Source organism: Bradyrhizobium sp. USDA 4510 (assembly GCF_054059095.1).
The window spans coordinates 4,990,684-5,008,872 of the sequence record NZ_JBSSBT010000001.1; the positions used below are offsets into that span (position 1 = coordinate 4,990,684).

Annotated in this window: 13 protein-coding genes; 2 read left to right on the plus strand and 11 right to left on the minus strand. The window is 64.7% G+C overall.

All coding sequences use genetic code 11. The features are described from left to right. The 5 genes from ACVMDN_RS23235 to ACVMDN_RS23255 form a co-directional block, all read right to left on the minus strand. Complete coding sequence (locus ACVMDN_RS23235) at window positions 1–2,310, minus strand: xanthine dehydrogenase family protein molybdopterin-binding subunit (protein WP_456834946.1); 2,310 nt, start codon at window positions 2,308–2,310, stop codon at window positions 1–3. Window positions 2,311–2,438: 128 nt separating this feature from the next. Continuing rightward, a complete protein-coding gene (gene murJ, locus ACVMDN_RS23240; RefSeq protein WP_456834945.1) occupies window positions 2,439–3,968 on the minus strand; it encodes a murein biosynthesis integral membrane protein MurJ in 1,530 nt (509 codons plus the stop codon). A gap of 43 nt (window positions 3,969–4,011) precedes the next feature. Beyond that, window positions 4,012–5,163, minus strand: a complete 1,152-nt coding sequence (locus tag ACVMDN_RS23245) for a DegT/DnrJ/EryC1/StrS family aminotransferase (protein WP_456834944.1) — start codon at window positions 5,161–5,163, stop codon at window positions 4,012–4,014. Between the two features lie 33 nt (window positions 5,164–5,196). Next, window positions 5,197–6,213: a Gfo/Idh/MocA family oxidoreductase gene (locus ACVMDN_RS23250; protein ID WP_456834943.1), complete on the minus strand. Its 1,017-nt coding sequence runs from the start codon at window positions 6,211–6,213 to the stop codon at window positions 5,197–5,199. 250 nt (window positions 6,214–6,463) lie between these two features. Then, window positions 6,464–7,876, minus strand: a complete 1,413-nt coding sequence (locus ACVMDN_RS23255) for a mannose-1-phosphate guanylyltransferase/mannose-6-phosphate isomerase (protein WP_057016706.1) — start codon at window positions 7,874–7,876, stop codon at window positions 6,464–6,466. Between the two features lie 353 nt (window positions 7,877–8,229). On the opposite strand from ACVMDN_RS23255, the gene ACVMDN_RS23260 reads away from it, so the two are divergent. Further along, the gene (locus tag ACVMDN_RS23260; protein WP_456834942.1) at window positions 8,230–9,195 is read left to right on the plus strand and encodes a lysylphosphatidylglycerol synthase transmembrane domain-containing protein; all 966 of its coding nucleotides are present in this window, start codon (window positions 8,230–8,232) and stop codon (window positions 9,193–9,195) included. An 8-nt stretch (window positions 9,196–9,203) separates the two neighbouring features. After that, complete coding sequence (locus ACVMDN_RS23265; RefSeq protein ID WP_456834941.1) at window positions 9,204–10,232, plus strand: MraY family glycosyltransferase; 1,029 nt, start codon at window positions 9,204–9,206, stop codon at window positions 10,230–10,232. On the opposite strand, the gene ACVMDN_RS23270 is transcribed toward ACVMDN_RS23265, so the two are convergent. The 6 genes from ACVMDN_RS23270 to rfaD all read right to left on the minus strand — a co-directional run bounded on the left by ACVMDN_RS23270 (window position 10,224) and on the right by rfaD (window position 18,168). After that, window positions 10,224–11,165 (minus strand): NAD-dependent epimerase/dehydratase family protein, encoded by a 942-nt coding sequence (locus ACVMDN_RS23270; RefSeq protein WP_092089540.1) that lies wholly within the window; start codon window positions 11,163–11,165, stop codon window positions 10,224–10,226. The genes ACVMDN_RS23265 and ACVMDN_RS23270 overlap by 9 nt on opposite strands. Beyond that, entirely contained in the window at window positions 11,162–12,304 is a 1,143-nt protein-coding gene (locus ACVMDN_RS23275; RefSeq protein WP_456834940.1) for a glycosyltransferase family 4 protein, read from the minus strand. Before ACVMDN_RS23275 ends, ACVMDN_RS23270 begins: the two co-directional genes overlap by 4 nt. Before the next feature lie 108 nt (window positions 12,305–12,412). Next, a complete protein-coding gene (locus ACVMDN_RS23280) occupies window positions 12,413–14,326 on the minus strand; it encodes an SDR family NAD(P)-dependent oxidoreductase (protein ID WP_456834939.1) in 1,914 nt (637 codons plus the stop codon). 81 nt (window positions 14,327–14,407) lie between these two features. Then, window positions 14,408–15,688, minus strand: a complete 1,281-nt coding sequence (locus ACVMDN_RS23285; RefSeq protein ID WP_456834938.1) for an O-antigen ligase family protein — start codon at window positions 15,686–15,688, stop codon at window positions 14,408–14,410. A gap of 8 nt (window positions 15,689–15,696) precedes the next feature. Then, a complete protein-coding gene (gene rfaE1, locus ACVMDN_RS23290; RefSeq protein WP_456834937.1) occupies window positions 15,697–17,169 on the minus strand; it encodes a D-glycero-beta-D-manno-heptose-7-phosphate kinase in 1,473 nt (490 codons plus the stop codon). Window positions 17,170–17,187: 18 nt separating this feature from the next. Next, complete coding sequence (gene rfaD, locus ACVMDN_RS23295; protein WP_229159032.1) at window positions 17,188–18,168, minus strand: ADP-glyceromanno-heptose 6-epimerase; 981 nt, start codon at window positions 18,166–18,168, stop codon at window positions 17,188–17,190. Window positions 18,169–18,189 lie beyond the last annotated feature (21 nt).

Genomic DNA, 18,189 nt, shown 5'->3' on the forward strand with positions numbered 1-18,189 from the left:
TCAGAGATTATGGCGGCGCTGCGCCTCGCGGATCGCGATCCAGACCCGTTCCGGCGTGGCGGGCATGTCGATGTGGTCGATCTTGTACTCGCGATGCAGCCCCTCGACGATCGCGTTGACGACCGCCGGGCACGAGCCGATCGCGCCGGCCTCGCCCGCGCCCTTCACGCCCATTGGATTGGTCGTGCAGGGCACGTTATGGGTCTCGAACACGAAGGACGGCCCGTCGGAGGCGCGCGGCAGCGCATAGTCCATGAAGGTGCCGGTGACGAGCTGACCATCGGTCGGGCTGTACACCGCCTGCTCCATCAGCGCCTGCCCGATGCCCTGCATCGCGCCGCCGTGAACCTGGCCGGCGAGCATCAGCGGATTGAGCGTGACGCCGAAATCGTCGACGATAACGTAGCTGACGATCTTGATGATGCCGGTTGAGGGATCGATCTCGACCTCGGCGAGATGGGTGCCGTTCGGATAAGTGCCGTCGGCGCTGGCGAAGGTCGCGCTGGCATTCATCTTCGACGTATCGCCGCCCGGACGTTTGGCGAGATCGGCAAAGCTGATCGAGCGGTCTGTGCCGGCGATGCGGATGCGGCCGTCGGCGAATTCGAGGTCGCCGGCGCCGGCTTCCAGCGCCTGCGCCGCGAGCTCCTTCAGCTTGTTGCCGAGATCATGCGTCGCCCGCTGCACGCTGACGCCGCCGGACGGAATCGATGCCGAGCCGCCGGTGCCGAGGCCGGTCGCGATCTTGTCGGTATCGCCCTGCAGCACATGGACGCGCTCGGGTGGCACGCCGAACTGCTCGGCGACGATCTGCGCATAGGCGGTCTGGTGGCCCTGCCCGCTCGACTGCGTGCCGATCAGGATCGAGATGTCGCCGTTGGGATCGAGCGCCACATTGGCAGTCTCCTCGCCCATCGTGCCGCAGACCTCGACATAGCTTGCCATGCCGATGCCTCGCACCAGGCCGTCCTTCCTGGCGGCCTTGGCGCGCTTCGGAAATTCCTTCCAGTTGGCAATCTCCATCGCGCGCTTCATATGCGCGACGAAGTCGCCGGAGTCGTAGACCTTGCCGGTCGCGGTCGTGTAGGGCAGCGACTTCGGCGGAATGAAGTTCTTCCGCCGGATGGCGTCCGGCGTCATGCCGAGCTTGCGCGCAGCGGCATCGACGAGGCGCTCGATGACATAGGCGGCCTCCGGCCGGCCGGCGCCGCGATAGGCATCGACCGGCACCGTGTTGGTGAACACGGTGCGGACCCGGCAGTGGAAGGCCTGGATGTCATAGAGGCCCGGCAGCATGCCGGCGCCGCCATGCGGGATGTAGGGCGCGAAGGTCGAGAGGTAGGCGCCCATGTCGCCCATCAGGTCAACATCCATGCCGAGGAATTTGCCGTCCTCGGCGAGCGCCATCTTCGCGGTGGTGAGATTGTCGCGGCCCTGCGCGTCGCCCATGAAATGGTCGGAGCGCTCGGCCGTCCATTTGATGCTCTTCTTGAGCTTGCGCGCGGCCACCGAGATCAGCGCATATTCGCGATAGGGAAACAGCTTGGTGCCGAAGCCGCCGCCGACATCCGGGCAGATCACCCGCATGTTCTCCTTCGGCATCTTCAGGACCATGTCGCAGAGGATCTCGCGCAGGCGGTGGCTGCCCTGGCTGCCGATCGTCAGCGTCAGATGATCCTTCTTGGCGTCGTATTCCGCGACCGCGGCGCGCGTCTCCATAAAATTTGTGATGACGCGCGGATTGACGATGGTGATCTCGGCCACCGCATGCGCCTTGGCGAACGCGTCCTCGGCGGCCTTCTTGTCGCCGATCGAGACGTCGAACAGCACATTGCCGGGCTTGTCCGGCCAGACCTGCGGCGCGTCCTTCTTCACCGCATTGACGAGGCCGACCGCCGCCGGCAGCGGCGTCCATTTGACGTCGATCGCCTCGATCGCGTCACGGGCATGATCGACGGTGTCGGCGACCACAAAGGCTACCGCGTCGCCGACATGGCGCACCTCGTCCTTGGCGAGGATCGGATAAGGCGGTGCGGTGAACGGATCGGTTTCGAGATTGAACAGGCACGGCAGGCCGCCGAGTTCGGCGACGTCGGCGGCGGTCAGGATCAGCGCCACGCCGGGCATGCCGCGGGCCTTGCCGGCATCGATCGTGTAGGTCGCGTGCGCGTGCGGCGAGCGCAGCATCAGCGCGTGCAATGCGGGAGACGGTGCAACGTCGTCGGTGTAGCGGCCCTTGCCGCGAATCAGAGCGTCGTCCTCCTTGCGCCGCACACTTTGTCCGACGCCGAATTTGATGGGAGCTGCCATCGTCTCTCCAATTGCCTTGGTGTGTTTTGCGCATATTGGCGTGGTTGTCGCCGAAGCGCAAACCGCTTTCCGCCGCGCGCGGCGCTATCACACAGCGGCCTCCTATGCATTTGATTTGACAGGTAAAACTATACGCGGCGGAGCGCGAACAGCCAGCCGCGGCCGAACAGCATGAGGATCAGGAGGGCGTAGACGAAGACGCCGACCGCAATCAGCAGCAGCAGGATCAGTTCGTCGCGAAAGATCTGCATCGGCGCGAACCACACATAAGCGAAATGCGAGGTCAGCCACAGTGCGACCGCGAGCAGCACGCCGCACAGCGCGAAGGTGCCGAACGAGCGGATCAGCGCGCGATCGAGCGCGAGGTAGCCGCGGCGCACGGCAAACATCAGCACCAGCAGCAGATTGACCCAGGCCCCGATTGCGGTCGCGAGCGCGAGCCCGACCTGCGCCAGCGTGCCGACTAGCGCGATCTTCAGCGCGACGTTGACCGCGACCCCGGTCAGCGCCGCTTTCACCGGCGTTGCGGTGTCCTTGCGGGCGTAGAAGGTCGCGACCGCGCTGCGGATCATCACGAAGGGAATGAGCCCCACCGCATAGGCCGCGAGCGTGGCCCCGGCGCTTGCCGCATCGGCCTTGGAGAACGCGCCGCGGGCGAACATCGCGCGCATGATCGGATCGGCGACCGTCAGGAACGCCGCCACGAACGGCACCGAGAACAGCAGCGTGAAATCGAAGGCGCGGCGCTGCGCGGCCATCGCGCCGGCGTGATCGTCGGCGCTCAGGCGCCGCGACATCTCCGGCAGCAGCACGGTGCCGATCGCGATCCCGATCACGCCGATCGGCAATTGATTGAGGCGGTCGGCATAATACAGCGCCGACAGCGCGCCGGCGGGCAGGAAGGTCGCGATGATGGTGTCGGCGAACAGCGCCACCTGGGTGCCCATCGAGCCCAGCGTCGCCGGTCCCAGCGCGCGGAAGAAGCCGCGGACGTCCTCGTCGAGCCTCAAGGGCGCGAACCGCGGCAGGCCGCCATGGCGCGCGAGGTCGCTGGCGAGCAGGAAGAATTGCAGGAAGCCCGAGATCAGGACGCCCCAGGCCGCCGCATGGCCCGCGCTCGGGAAGAACGCCGCAAGCGCCAGCGTCATCATCATGGCGAGGTTGAGGAAGATCGGCGCCGCGGCGGCGCTGGCGAAGCGATGCATCACGTTCAGCATGCCGCCATAGAGCGTCACCAGCGTGATCAGCAGCAGATAGGGAAAGGTGATCCGCGTCAGTTCGATCGCGAGCTTGCGCTGCGCCGCGTCCTCGGTGAAGCCCGGCGCGAGGATGCTCATCGCCTGCGGCATGAACGCCATCGCCACCGCCAGCAGGATCACCTGCGAGGCGAACAGCAGCGTGAAGATGCGGTCGGCGAACAGCCGTGCCGACGCTTCGCCCTTCTCGCCATGGACATGGGCGTAGGCCGGCACGAAGGCGGCGTTGAAGGCGCCTTCGGCGAAGATCGCGCGGAAATGATTGGGCAGCCGCAGCGCCACGAAGAAGGCGTCGGCAACCGGCCCGGCACCGAGGATCGCCGCGAGCATGATGTCGCGCGCGAACCCGGTGACCCGCGATAGCAGGGTATAGCCGCCGACGGTGAAGATGCGCCCAAGCATGCGCTGCTTCTAGCGCATGATTGCGGTCTGAAAAAGTTTCCTATCAGGCCGAAAGCGCGCTGCGCACAGCCGCGATGACGCGGTCCTGCGTCGCCTCGTCGAGATAGGGGTGCATCGGCAGGGCGATGACGTCCTTCGACAGGCGCTCGCTGACCGCCAGACCGCCGTCGGCGACCGGATAGTGGCTGTAGGCCGTCTGCTGGTGCACCGATTTGGGATAGTAGATCATGGTCGGGACGCCGTGCGCCTTCAGGGCCGCCGCGAAGGTGTCACGATCGATGCCGTCGGACAGGCGGATGGTGTATTGCGCCCACACCGAGGTACAGCCCGGGGCAAGGCGCGGCACCGCGACGAGGTTGCCGAGTGCGCGCGAATAGCGCTCCGCCACCCTGTTGCGCGCCGCGATCTCGTCGTCGAAAATCTTCAGCTTCTCGAGCAGGATCGCCGCCTGCATGGTGTCGAGCCGCGCGGTGAGGCCGAGCCGCACATTGTCGTACTTGTCCGAGCCCTGGCCGTGCACGCGGATGCTGCGCAGCGTGCGCGCGAGCTCCTCGTCGTCGGTGAAGATCGCGCCGCCGTCGCCGAAGCAGCCGAGCGGCTTGGCCGGGAAGAAGCTGGTCCCGGTCGCGAGCCCGAAGGTGCCGAGCTTGCGGTTCTTGTAGGTTGCGCCAAAGCCCTGCGCGGCGTCATCGAGCACGAACAGGCCCTCGGCCTCGGCGACGGCGCCGATCGCATCGTGATCGGCGCTCTGGCCGAACAGGTCGACCGGGATCACGGCGACCGGCTTCAGCCCGCGCGCGCGCGCCGTTGCGATGCCGCGCTTCAGCGAGTTGACGTCGATGTTGAAGGTCTCCTCATCGACATCGACGAAAACCGGCGTCGCGCCTGTCAGCGTCACGACCTCGCCGGTCGCACAGAAGGTGAAGGTCGGGCACAACACCGCGTCGCCCGGCCCGACATTCTTCGCCATCAGGACCATCAGCAGCGCGTCGGTGCCGCTCGCACAGCTGACCACATGCTTTGCGCCGCTATAGTCCGCCAGCGCCTTCTCCAGCGCGGTCACTTCGGGACCGTTGATGAACTGGCAATGGTCGAGCACGCGCGCGACCGCGTCATCGATCGACTTGCCGAGCCGCCGGCGCTGCGCGGCGATATCGATGAAGGGAATGGGCTCAAGCTGCATATGCTGGTTCATGGAAGCTCTTTGCACGTATTGAATGAATGACAATCAGCCGGCGATGCGGCGCGGTCCCTTGCGCATCGTCGAGGCGGCGGGTCTGGCGGGCGATTCCAGGCAGCGGATCGCGATCTCGAGGCTCGCCACGCCCTCGTCGCCGGACACGGCCGGCAGCTTGCCGCTACGTACGGCATCGAGGAAGGCGATCAGCTCGGCGCGCAGCGGCTCGTCGTGACCGACCGGCAGATGACGCATCGAATAGCTGCCGTCCGGCTTGAAGCCGAAACATTCGGTGACCTGACGCGTGAGCAGATCGCCCATCACATACTTGCCGCGGGTTGCGACCGTCACGTTGCGCGCCTTGAACGGCGTCAGCCAGTTGGTGTTGATGTGGGCGAGCACGCCGGAAGCGGTACGGAACTGCAGCAGCGCGATGTCCTCGCGCTCGGCGACGGCGCTGGAGAGCTGCGGCTGCACCTCGACGATGTCGGACTCGGTGAACCAGCGGATCAGGTCGATGTCGTGCACGGCCAGATCGATCACGACGCCGACATTGGACATTCGCGGCGGGAACGGGCCGACCCGGGTGATGCCGATCGACAGGATGTCCTCGCCCGAGATCGCCTTCTTGATCGCGGCGACCGCCGGATTGAAACGCTCGACATGGCCGACCATCAGCGTGACGCCGGCCCGCTCGGCGGCCGTGACGATCTCGCGGCCCTCTTCGACCGTGGATGCGACCGGCTTCTCGACCAGGATGTGAATGTTGCGCGCGATGCAGGCGAGCGCGATCTCGTGATGCAGATGGGTGGGAGCTGCGATCGTCACCGCATCGATGCCCTCGGCGAACAGCTGATCGAGGCTTTCGAAGGCGCGGCAGCCGACCAGGTCGATGGCGCGGGAGCGATGTTCCGGCAGCGGATCGACGATGCCGATCAGCAGCACCCCGGGCAGTCCGGCCAGCACGCGGGCATGGTTGCTGCCCATCACGCCGGCGCCGATCACGCCGACGCGCAATGCGCGGCCGATATCGGCTTTCGCGCCGGCCGCGGACACTTTTGCATTCATATCGTAGACCCCAAGTAACGTTCTGGCGGTTGTCCCGGCTTCTCAGGGAGCCATCCCGGCTCCGAGGGAATCAGCACCAAGGCCCCTCTGCCCGATCCGCGCCTTTGGCGCAAATCACGACCCGCTTCGTTGGCAGCCGCTATAGCACGGCGTCACAAATGTGGCGAATGCCAACGGCGAAATCCGGACACGTTTTGATTCAAAGAGTTACATCGCCCGCGACTCGGTCTTGAGCGCGCGGCCGTTCGCCTCAGGTGCGCCGATAGTCATCCTCGATGCGGATGATGTCGTCCTCACCGAGATAGCTGCCGGTCTGCACCTCGATCAGCTCGAGCTGGATCTTGCCCGGGTTCTCCAGCCGGTGCACCGCGCCGATCGGGATGTAGATCGATTCGTTCTCGTGCACCGTCTTGATCAGCTCGTTGACGGTGACCTGCGCGGTACCGCGCACCACGATCCAGTGCTCGGAGCGGTGATGGTGCTTCTGCAGGGACAGCCGTCCGCCCGGCTTGACGACGATGCGCTTGACTTGGTGGCGATCGCCATTGTCGACCGACTGATAGGAGCCCCAGGGGCGATGCACCTTGATGTGGTTCTCGGTCACCTCCGGCGCCGCCACTTTCAATTTCGCGACCAGCCGCTTCAGCCCGTTGGCGTCCTTCTGGCGTGACACCAGCACGGCGTCCTGGGTCGCGACCACGACGAGATCGTCGACGCCTTCGAGCGCAACCAGCGCCCGGTCGGTCGAAACGTTGCAATTGCGGGAGTCCTCGAACACCGCAGTGCCGCGCGCAGCGTTGCCGAGGCTGTCCTTGTCCGATAGCTCCCAGACCTGACGCCACGAGCCGATGTCTGACCAGCCGCACGCCACCGGCACCACCGCGGCACGCGATGTCTTCTCCATGACCGCGTAGTCGATCGAGATCGCCTTCGCCGCGCCGAAAGCCTGCGCATCGAGCTTGACGAAGCCGAGATCGCGCGCCGCCGACGCAACCGACTGCTCCACCGAGGCGACGCTGTCCGCATCGACATTGCGGTACTCGTCGAGCAGCACGCCGGCGCGGAACATGAAGTTGCCGCTGTTCCAGAGATAGCCTGCATCGATATAGCCCGCCGCCGTCGCGGCATCCGGCTTCTCGACGAATTTCGCTACCGCGCGCACCTCGCCGGCGACCACCTCACCCGGATTGATGTAGCCGTATTCGGTGGCCGGCCGCTCCGGCTTGACGCCGAACGTCACGATGCGGCCGGCGTCCGCAGCCACCAATCCGCCGCGGCACGCGGCGACGAAGGCCGCCGTGTCCCGCACCAGATGGTCGGCGGCCAGCGCCAGCACGATCGCTTCGCTGTCGCGGCTCTGCGCGAACGCCGCACCGGCCGCGATCGCCGGCCCCGAGTCGCGGCGCATCGGCTCCAGCAGCACGTCGGCCTCACGGCCGATCTCGGCCAGTTGCTCCAGCACCATGAAGCGATAGGCCTCGTTGGTGATCACGATCGGACGCTCGAACAGGCCGGCGTCGGAAACTCGCAGCAGCGTCTCCTGGAAGGTCGAGCGGGCCCCGAACAGCGACAGGAACTGTTTCGGATGCACCTCGCGTGACGCCGGCCACAATCGCGTGCCTGCGCCGCCGCACATGATCAGGGGAATAATTCGTCGATCCATCGATGCCTCAAATCCTGTCGTGCAAGTCCTGTCGTATCCGCCTGCGGACGACACACCAAATCGGCCCGGGCGGTCGCGGCCGGCGGCCCTGTCGCCTCGGAAGCACTATCCAAGCAGTAGCACGCGCCCCCACGCGCGTCTGGTCGGATTTTACCGGTAACGTAAACCCCCGGTGAGTGGCCGGCCGTCCCCCGTTCCGGCCTCTTTAGCCACCCCTTCGCGCCTGCCGCAATAGGGACCAGTACGGGTATTGCCAGATCGGCGCGGAAACCATACCAAGGCGGCGAATTTGGGCGCGCGAAAGCGTTTTGCGCTGTTTTTGACACATTCTGAAACCTGGCAGCCGAACGGAAATGCGCCGAATCCTGCTTTCGACCGTCAAGATCTTGATCTCGGCCGCGCTGCTGTATTTCTCGCTGCGCAAGGTCAATCTGTACGACCTTGCCTCCCGTATCCAGGTCGAGAGCCTGGGCTGGCTCGGCCTCGCGATCGCGGTCACGTTCCTGCAGATATTCCTCGGGGTGTTGCGCTGGCGGGAGATCAGCGTGGAGTGCGGAGCCCCGCTGGAGACAGGCCAGGCCATGCGCTTCAACGTGATCGGCACCTTCTTCAACCAGACACTGCCGTCCTCGATCGGCGGCGACGCGGTGCGGCTTTGGCTCGTCGCGCGCGCCGGCGCGGGTTGGCGCGCAGCCACCTATTCGATTTTCGTCGACCGCGCGATCGGACTGATCGCCCTCGCCGTCGTCATCGCCGCCACCCTGCCCTGGAGCTATCGGCTGATTTCCGATTCCCACGGCTGGATGGCGTTGCTGCTTCTCGACCTCGCCGCACTCGCGGCCGGATTTGGCTTCCTGCTGATCGGCGTGTTGCCGTGGGCTTGGCTGAAGCAATGGTGGGCGACGCATCACATCCACGCCTGCGCGGTCATCGCGAACCGGGTGTTGTTCAGCCGCACGCACGGATTGAGGGTCACAATCCTATCGATCGCCATTCACGTCGTGACCGCCGTGATCGCCTGGTGCGTGGTGAAATCGATCACCGCGCCCGTCACCTTCGGCCAGATCTTCCAGTTGTTGCCGCCGGTGATGCTGATCACGATGATGCCGATCTCGATCGCGGGCTGGGGCGTGCGCGAGGCCACGATGGCGCTGGCCTTCGGCTACGCCGGATTGATCGCCAATGAAGGCGTCAACATCTCGCTGTTGTTCGGCGCGGTATCGTTCGTGGTTGGCGTGTTTGGCGGCCTGGTGTGGATCCTGAGCCCGGAAAAGGCCGCCAAGGGCACAGAACCGATCGAAGTCCCAGGATCAAAGTAACTATCACCATGAGCAGCTCCGAAATCCTACTCTCGTTTATCGCGACAGTTCTGGCCGCATTGATCTCGGCCGTCTTAACCCAGGCGACGCGACCGATTCTGCAGCGTGTAGCGCTGGCCAAACCGAATGCACGGTCATCGCACCGAATTCCAACACCGCAGGGCGCCGGTGTTGCGGTCACGGCGGCCACGCTGCTCGCGGGTGGGATCGTCATCGTGCTGGCCGGATCGCCGGACCTGACAGTTCCGTTCACTGTCTTCGCGGCCTGCCTATTCATCGCGGTGGTCGGCTTGGCCGACGACATCCGTTCCTTGCCCGTCGTTCCGCGGCTGTTGCTGCAGGCCGCCGCCGTTGCTGCCGTGGTGTTTTCCGCGCCTGATGGTCTGAGGCTGGTTCCAGCCAGCCCGATCTGGCTCGAACGCGGGCTGCTGTTGATCGCCGGCCTCTGGTTCGTGAACCTCGTCAACTTCATGGACGGGCTCGATCTGATGACCGCGGCCGAGACCGTGCCGATCACCGTGGCGATCGCCCTGCTCGGCAGCTTCGGCTATGTTCCCGCAGCTCCCGCGCTGGTCGCGGCAGCGCTGTGCGGCGCGCTGCTCGGCTTCGCGCCGTTCAACCGACCGGTCGCAAGGATATTCCTCGGCGATGTCGGCAGCCTGCCGATCGGCTTGCTGCTGGGCTGGTGCCTGCTCGAGCTTGCCCTGCATCAGCAATTTGCCGCTGCGCTGCTACTACCGCTCTACTATTTGACGGATGCGACGGTCACGCTGTTTCGCCGCATGGCGCGCCGCGAGCCGTTCTGGGCAGCGCATCGCTCGCACTTCTATCAGCGCGCGACCAACAACGGTTTTACGGTGTGGCGCGTCGTCGGCGAGGTCTTTGTGCTTAACTTAGTGTTGGTTGTGCTCGCATTCGCCTCGGTCGCCCTCGATTCGTTCACCGCAGATATTACCTTACTATTAGTCGGTGCGCTCGCAGTTACCCTCCTGCTCCGCCGGTTCTCGCGTCTCGCTCCTCCCGCTAAGTTAAGGTAGCCTTGGACTAACGACACGTTTCAAGCCGTCATCGAGGCTGAGTGGCGGTTGCCATCCGGTCGTGGCAACTTTCGAAAGATCTAGCTCGAGCGAGCCAAGCAAGCTGTCGCACGCGTCACCTCGACCAATCAACGTCAGCATCACCCTAAGAAGCGACGCGGGCAATCGGAATAAACGTGGAGGAGTCTGCGCTGCGTGGGCGAGGCGTTCGATGAAATGCGGCGTCGAAACCTGCTCGCTATCAGCCACAAGAAACACGTCGAAATCCTGCCCTGGCTGCGAGAGGCGGTGTAGGATGAATGAAGCGAGATTCTCCACCGATAGGAAGGCCCGGCGGTTGCGGATATTCGCTAAAGGAAGTGGGACACCGCGTTTCACGGCCTTTTCGAGATACGCAAAATTTCCTTTTGCTCCGGCACCATAGATCATTGGCGGACGGATGACGGTGACCCTCATGCTGCCACCTGCTACCAGCTCCTTAAGACCTGCCTCCGCAGCAGCCTTCGACATTCCATAGAGGCCACGGGGCGTCAAGAAGTCATCTTCGCGAAACGGTGGACGCCCGCTATTGCTGCGCCCGTGCACCAGTATTGTGCTGATAAAGATGAAATGCTGTACGCCGGCGGCCATCGCCGCGCGCGCCAAGTGCAGCGTGCCCTCTACATTTACGGTCTGGTAAAGCTCGATCGCATGCTCTTCGTTCTTGTGATGAACGCGAGCTGCGAGGTGAACTACGGCGTTTGCACCGACAACCGCATCGCTCCAATCTGCGCTCGGCCCCAACGTATCGATCATGATATCGTTCGCATCCGGCGACGGAGTTCGCATGGCACGCCGCACCAACCAGCCATGGCCAGCCAATAAAGGCACTACGTGGCGACCGACGAAACCGCTCGCACCAGTCACAAGAACCGTCGGGCGTCGATTACTCATGCGATCTGCTCCATATCGTGATTGGATAGCAGTTCCCGAACCAGAGCGGCGTAGCTGGCCAGGGACCTCTCAGGAGTAAAGGTCATCGCGGTCGCAACTGCACGCTCAGCCATGCCGGCATCCTTCGAACACGACGCCAACCTAATCGCGTTGGCGAGTTGATCGGGCCTGCCGGGTGTCACAACCCAGCCTAACCTATTCTCCCTGACGGCAAGTGCGGCCTCGGCCTCAGCCTCAGATACGAGAATGACGGGCCGACCGACTGCAAGAAGATTGTAGAACCGGCTCGGAACTGACACACCGGCGACATTCTTGCGATAGGGAACGAGCCAAACGTCCGCACTTGAGAGAAGGGCGTCAAGTTCACCGTCCGCAACGCGGTCGACCAATGTGACGTTGGCAAGCCGCGCTGAGGCCTGCATCTCCTTCAGTCGCGCAAAGCCTATACCCCATCCCGAGAGCAGGAAATGGATATCGCATTCGGCTCGCAGGAGCCGCGCTGCCCCGAAGACAATGTCCGGATCGTGGGTGAAGCCCAGATTGCCGGAGAGACCGACGACGAAGCGGGCGGTGATAGCCTTACGAAATGGATTGTCCGGGCTGACGGGACGGTTGGCGGGGGTGAGCGTGCCCCAGTTCGGGATGAATTTGACCTTGTCAGGCGTCATTCCGCCATACCGCAGCACGAGCTTCTCGGCGTCGCGGCCGATCACGATGACGACGTTCAAGGCACGGAACATCAGCGTGTTGATCGCTCGCAGTGCCCGCGTGACAAGCGAGGACGGCCGCAGCAGCCCGGCCATCACGAGCACATCGGGAAACAGATCGTGCAGGATCAGCGCCGACTTGGCTCCCTTCAACCTTGCCGCGGCGGCAACGGCATAAGGAAGCGCGAAAGGGGCTGTCACCGTCAGCGCCACGTCGCCCCGACGCAGCTGCCGCAATAGCGCAAAGAAAATGCGGCCCGTGAACAGCGTCTCGGCCAGCGCTCGCTTGATCAAGGCCGCCTTTCCAGGCAGCCAATTCCTGATCTCGATAACGGCTGGCCGCCCGGGCGCCGGCGCGCGCGCCGAGCCCGGCATCCCAGAGATCACCACCACATCCGACTCGCGCGCGATCCGCTCGGAGATGGCGGCCATGATCCGGGCGGTCGTGCTATGATCCGGTGGATAGTGCTGGCTGACGACAACCACTTTTCGGGAGCTGCGCATCAATGGCTTTCGAGGCGCTTGTGCACCGCGGCGCGGTCAGGCGGCATTCGACCCGAACTCAGGCACGGCGTCTTGAAGTACCGAGCGGATGGTCTTGCGGTCGTCCCTCTGGATTGCATCCTCCAGCGCCACCAGCCATTTGCGCAACGTCGACATCGGAGGCTGGTTCGGCTTGGCCGCCATCATGCCATCGACGCCGATCTCAATGGTCGGCTCTTCGCTTGCAAACAATATCTCGTTCAGCCGTTCTCCGGGACGCATGCCGCTAAACACCACCTCGATATCAACACCGGGCTGCAGACCTGACAAGCGGATCATCCGCTCCGCGAGATCTACGATCTTGACCGGCTGCCCCATGTTCAGGACATAGACCGACACGTCCGGCCGCGCAGGCGTCATTGCGTGCGTTGCCGCGGTGATTACGAGATCGCAGGCCTCGCGGATCGTCATGAAATAACGGACCATGTCGGGATGGGTCACTGTGATCGGTCCGCCGGCCTCGATCTGCGTCTTGAATTTAGGCACCACCGATCCATTGGACGCCAGCACATTGCCGAACCGCACCGAGATCAGCCGCATGTGCGGCTTGCCCTTTGCCTCGGTCATCAGGTCATGGTCCAGCGCCTGGCAATACATCTCGGCGAACCGCTTGGTCAGGCCCAGCATCGATACCGGCTCGATCGCCTTGTCAGTCGAGATCATCACCATCGCGCTCGCGCCCGCGGCATGCGCGGCGTCGGCCACGTTCACCGACCCGAAGATGTTGGTTTTGACCCCTTCGCTCCAGTCGCGCTCCAGGATTGGCACATGCTTGAGTGCCGCGGCATGGAACACGATGTCGGGCTTGAACTCGCTCATCAGCCGCGTGATGCGCTCGCGATCCCGGATATCGGCGATCCGGCCCTCGATCTCGGGGCCGGAGTCGCGCGCGGACAGCGCCTCGGTGACCGCATAGAGCGCCGGCTCGGAGTTCTCCACGACTAGGAGGCGCGCGGCGCCGAAGGTCGCGACTCGTTCGCAGATTTCGGCGCCGATCGAGCCGCCGCCGCCGGTCACGATGACGGACTTGCCCCTCACCAGCGTCTCGAGCCGCGCGTAGTCGATCTTCCGGCTCGGGCGCAGCAGCAGGTCCTCGACGGCGACATTGGTCAGTCGCGGCGCGTCGCCGCCCTCCAGCGACGGCAGGCGACTGACCATCACGCCGAGCCGCCGGGCGCGCATCAGCACGCTTTCCGGATGCGATTCGGGCTCAAACGCCGAGGGGGTCATGACGACGCGCTTGATCGGCCGCTGGCGGGTCTCGAAATCCCTGATTACGGCCTCGATATCGTCTACGCCGCCGACCACGGGAATGTTGCGGATCATCTGTCCGCGATCCGCGTTCGACGGCGAGAGCACGCCGACCGGCCAGAGCCGCTTGATGGCGCCATTCTCGATGCCGCGCAGCACGATCTCCGCGTCGGCCGTACGTCCGACCAGCAGGGCCGGCGCGGCATTGTCGGATCGGGCATGCAGGCGCGTGCGTGAATAACGGAAGTAGCGATAGCCGAGGCGCAGTGCGCTCAGCGCGAACACCTCAAGGAAAAAGAAGAGGATGATGGTGATCCGGCCGAGAAACACTGGGGCGTGCGAACTCGCTCCAGTAAAGAAATATACGTAGTCCAGCACGACAAGCGCCAATGTCAGCACCGCCGCGACCCGCAGTATGTTGACCGCGTCTGGTAACGAGGTGAACCGCCATTTCGCTGTTGTCAGATTGCAGAAGTAGCTGACCGCAACGCTGAACAGCACGAACCATGGCAGAATCTGCCACAAATGAGGTTGTCGATCAGAAAGCTGACTGCCCTCAAAACGTAGATAAAAACTCGCGAGCAATGCAAACGCCGTCGCCAGCGCGTCATGGACCAAGATCAGGAAGTTGCGCAAAGTGAACCGTGAAAGGCGCATCATGTAACGGAAATTTGCCAGCAATTAGGGGTTCGGGATGAGAGTAGGCTGCTGATAGCGCATCTGTGGAGCGCATGCCAGCGATCATGGGCGGATTGGAGGTTCAGGTTCCGCATTGCCCCGGATTTGTCCCTTCAACACCATGCCGCCGGCAACCCCGACGCCCAGTACATACATCCAGCCTTCGTGAAAGTCGAAAATGTGTGAATTAAACAACGAACTAGAAATATTCTGTACCACGACGAGAAGCCCGATCCAGTTGACGAGACCGTCGCCGCGGAACAGCAAAAGGTGCAGGAGCCACATCGCGTACAGTATCGCTACACCCACAATGCCCCACTGCACGGCGACGTTCAACGTTTGATTGTGGGGGTTTCCGATGACTTCGCCGGAAGCCTGGGTCGCACCGCCCTTCGCGACGCGCTCGAACAGGCCCCGCGTCGCGCCGGTGCCATGGCCGATGACCGGTGCCTCGGCAAAGAAGCCGAGTGACTTGCGCCAGAATTCGAGCCGCAAGCCGAGCGATGTCGGTTCGTTGCGCTGCATGTAGAGCGTGTAGTCGCGCTCGAATGACTCAGCCGTCGAGCGCAATTGCGGCGAGCCGTACCACGCCACCACGGATAACGCGGCGGATGAGCAAAGGATCAGGACGATGCCGCGCCAGCGCAGATGGAGCAGCGCAAACACCGCGAACATAATCGGAACCGTCACCAATGCAGTCCGCGACACCACCACCATCGCCATGTTGGCAAACAGGCTGAGCGCGATCGCGATCAGCAACATGGCCGGCAGGATGCGTTTGGCCCGCAGCAGCATCACGACCGGATAGGCCAGCGCGACTGCGCACAAGGTGAATTCCTGGCTCTGGTCGATGTAGTTCTTGACGAAGACTCCCTGCTCGCCCGGAGCGGGCGCCCGCAGCGCGAGGTGCGGATAGGCAAGCACCAGCCAGGACATCAGCATCAACAGCGTGCAGGAGACCAGGAAGGCGACGAACACCCAGGTCCCGCGGGCCGAGCGCTGGAAATGATAGAGCAGGACCGGAAGCACCAGGAGCTTTGCGGTCGGCCCGACCGCGTAGAATCGCGCGCCCCAGGCCGCGTCCGACCAGAGCGTGCCGACAAGCGCGAGGCAAAACAACGCGACTGGCGCCAGGCAGATCGGCCGCTTCAGCAGCGCCCAGAACGCCTTCAGATCGACCGTCGGCGCAATCGCGATCAGCAGCACCACGCCGAAGATGCCGACCAGCGAGGTCGACCACGGCAGCGACAGCGCGATCAGGACCGCCACCACATCGGTCGCGGTCTGCCAGCGCGCCGGATCGCGCCAGGCCTGACACGCCGCGGCGCCTGCCGGGGATGCCATGCTGGCGCTCACGCCTTGCCCTCACGGGCCCGCGCGACGAGTGACGTCGTGCTGTGGCCGGGCAGCATCTCGACCAGCACCACCTCGCCGCCGGCGGCTTCGACGATCTCGTGGCCGACCACCTGCTCGCGGGTATAGTCGCCGCCCTTGACCAGCACGCTCGGCCGCACCTGCGTGATCAGATTGATCGGCGTGTCCTCCTCGAAGATCGCGACGAGGTCGACGGCTTCCAGCGCCGCCAGCACCTCGGCGCGGGCGCGCTCGTCCTGCACCGGACGCCCCTCGCCCTTCAGCCGCTTCACCGAGGCGTCGCTGTTCAGCCCGACGACCAGGCGGTCACAGGCGCCGCGCGCGGCGGTCAGCACCTTGACGTGGCCGGGGTGCAGGATGTCGAAGCAGCCATTGGTGAAGCCGATGCGCAGATCCTGCCTGCGCCACTCCTCGAGGCATGCATCGATGTCGCCGCCGGCCGCGACGATCTTCTCCTCGGCCGCCAGCGAAGCGTGCGGCAGGATCCTTCGGCGTAATTCGGCGGACTTGACGATCGCGGTACCGGTCTTGCCGACCGCAACCGCCGCCGCCGCGCTCGCGATCCGCAGCGCACCTTCCCAGTCGGCACCACCCGCCAGCGCCAGCGCCAGCGCCGCGGCAACGGTATCGCCGGCGCCGGAGACGTCGCGCACCTTGACCGGTAGCGCCGGCACATGGATCGACTCGCCGCCCCGCGTCACCAGCGTCATGCCGCGCTCGCCCTGCGTCACCAGCATCGCCTCGCAATCCGCGAGGTACATCGCATCGGGCGCGGCCTGCGCGATACTGTCCTGGCTGTCGGCGCGGCTGCGGGTCGCCTCGGCGAATTCCTTGCGGTTCGGCGTCAGCACGGTCGCGCCGCGATAGATCGCGAGATTGGCGCTCTTGGGGTCGACGATAACGCGCTTTTGCGCCTGGCGCGCCGCGTCGATCACGTTGCGGATCACGCGCGCGGTGAGCACGCCCTTGGCGTAGTCCGACAGCAGCACGATGTCGGCCCGCGCAAGACGCGGCAGGATCGCATCGATCAGCTGCTGCTCGATGGCCGGCCCGGCCGGCGCGGCGAGCTCCCAGTCGGAGCGCAGCATGTGGGTCGAGAATTGCTCGGAGACAAAGCGCACCTTGCGCGTGGTCGGACGCGCGGCGTCGCGCACCAGCACGGTCTCGATAGCGGCCTCCTTCGCCAGCGCCTCGGCCAGCATCGCGCCGGCGGCGTCCTCGCCGATCAGGCCGACGAAGATGCAGCGCCCGCCAAGCGCGGCGATGTTGCGCGCGACGTTGCCGGCGCCGCCGATATTGGTCTCGCTGCGCCTGACCGCGATCACCGGCGCCGGCGCCTCCGGCGAGATTCGCGACACCTCGCCATAGACGAACTCGTCGAGCATGAGGTCGCCGACGCAGAGCACGGTCTGGCCGGACATCGCACGCGAGATCGCTTCAAAATCGAACATCAGTCACCGTCATCCGCTCTAGCGATAGCGATCCGCGCGATCGAGAAAGCCCTTCACATAGGCCCCGACTGCGTCTTCCAGGCGGGTGAAACCGCCATTGTATCCGGCGCGCCCGAGACGATCGACTACGCTCTGGGTGAAGTACTGGTAGCTGCCGCGAATCTGCTCGGGCATGTCGACATACTGGATGTTCGGCTCCAGCCCGAGCGCGCCATAGGCCGAGACGATCAGGTCCTTGAAGCTGCGCGCCTTGCCGGTACCGACATTGAACAGCCCGGAGACCCGCGGCGTCGCGATCAGCCACATCATCACCCGCACGACGTCGTCGACATAGATGAAGTCGCGGCGCTGATCGCCGTCGGCGATGCCCTCGCGATGCGACTTGAACAGCTGCACGACGCGACCCGCCTTGATGTCGTCGAAGCGGCGCGCGAGCACGCTCATCATCGGGCCCTTGTGATATTCATTGGGGCCGAACACGTTGAAGAATTTCAGCCCGGCCCATTGCGGCGGCAAAGGCGCGCCCTTCGCCGCGCGCTCGGCGACCACAAGGTCGAACAGGTTCTTGCTCCAGCCGTACAGGTTCATCGGCCGCAGCCGCTTCAGCGCCTCGACCGATGCGTCATCGTCAAACCCCTGTTCGCCGTCGCCATAGGTCGCGGCCGAGGAGGCATAGATGAACGGCGTGGCATTTGCCGTGCACCAGTCGAGCAGCCGCATCGAGAGACGGAAATTGGTCTCGATCACCAGGTCGCCGTCGGTTGCCGTGGTCTCGGAGATGGCGCCGAGATGGATCACGGCGGTGAGCCGCCGCCCCTTCAGCCAGTCGCCAAGCTCGGCCGGCGGAACGACATCGGCAAGCTGGCGCTTGGCCAGGTTCCGCCACTTGCCATCCTGCCCAAGCAGATCGCAGACCGCGACGTCGCTGCGCCCGGCGTCGTTCAACGCGGCCACGACATTCGATCCGATAAAACCGGCGCCCCCGGTTACCAGAAACATGATGAAATCCCGCCAGATTCC

What these genes read in the sequence shown, in the direction of transcription:
- ACVMDN_RS23250 (WP_456834943.1), bottom strand. Translation starts at nt 6,213, where the DNA reads ATGAATGCAAAAGTGTCCGCGGCCGGCGCGAAAGCCGATATCGGCCGC.
- rfaD (WP_229159032.1), bottom strand. Translation starts at nt 18,168, where the DNA reads ATGTTTCTGGTAACCGGGGGCGCCGGTTTTATCGGATCGAATGTCGTG.
- ACVMDN_RS23275 (WP_456834940.1), bottom strand. Translation starts at nt 12,304, where the DNA reads ATGGCCGCCATCTCCGAGCGGATCGCGCGCGAGTCGGATGTGGTGGTG.
- ACVMDN_RS23260 (WP_456834942.1), top strand. Translation starts at nt 8,230, where the DNA reads ATGCGCCGAATCCTGCTTTCGACCGTCAAGATCTTGATCTCGGCCGCG.
- ACVMDN_RS23285 (WP_456834938.1), bottom strand. Translation starts at nt 15,688, where the DNA reads ATGGCATCCCCGGCAGGCGCCGCGGCGTGTCAGGCCTGGCGCGATCCG.
- ACVMDN_RS23270 (WP_092089540.1), bottom strand. Translation starts at nt 11,165, where the DNA reads ATGAGTAATCGACGCCCGACGGTTCTTGTGACTGGTGCGAGCGGTTTC.
- rfaE1 (WP_456834937.1), bottom strand. Translation starts at nt 17,169, where the DNA reads ATGTTCGATTTTGAAGCGATCTCGCGTGCGATGTCCGGCCAGACCGTG.
- ACVMDN_RS23255 (WP_057016706.1), bottom strand. Translation starts at nt 7,876, where the DNA reads ATGGATCGACGAATTATTCCCCTGATCATGTGCGGCGGCGCAGGCACG.
- murJ (WP_456834945.1), bottom strand. Translation starts at nt 3,968, where the DNA reads ATGCTTGGGCGCATCTTCACCGTCGGCGGCTATACCCTGCTATCGCGG.
- ACVMDN_RS23280 (WP_456834939.1), bottom strand. Translation starts at nt 14,326, where the DNA reads ATGATGCGCCTTTCACGGTTCACTTTGCGCAACTTCCTGATCTTGGTC.
- ACVMDN_RS23245 (WP_456834944.1), bottom strand. Translation starts at nt 5,163, where the DNA reads ATGAACCAGCATATGCAGCTTGAGCCCATTCCCTTCATCGATATCGCC.
- ACVMDN_RS23235 (WP_456834946.1), bottom strand. Translation starts at nt 2,310, where the DNA reads ATGGCAGCTCCCATCAAATTCGGCGTCGGACAAAGTGTGCGGCGCAAG.
- ACVMDN_RS23265 (WP_456834941.1), top strand. Translation starts at nt 9,204, where the DNA reads ATGAGCAGCTCCGAAATCCTACTCTCGTTTATCGCGACAGTTCTGGCC.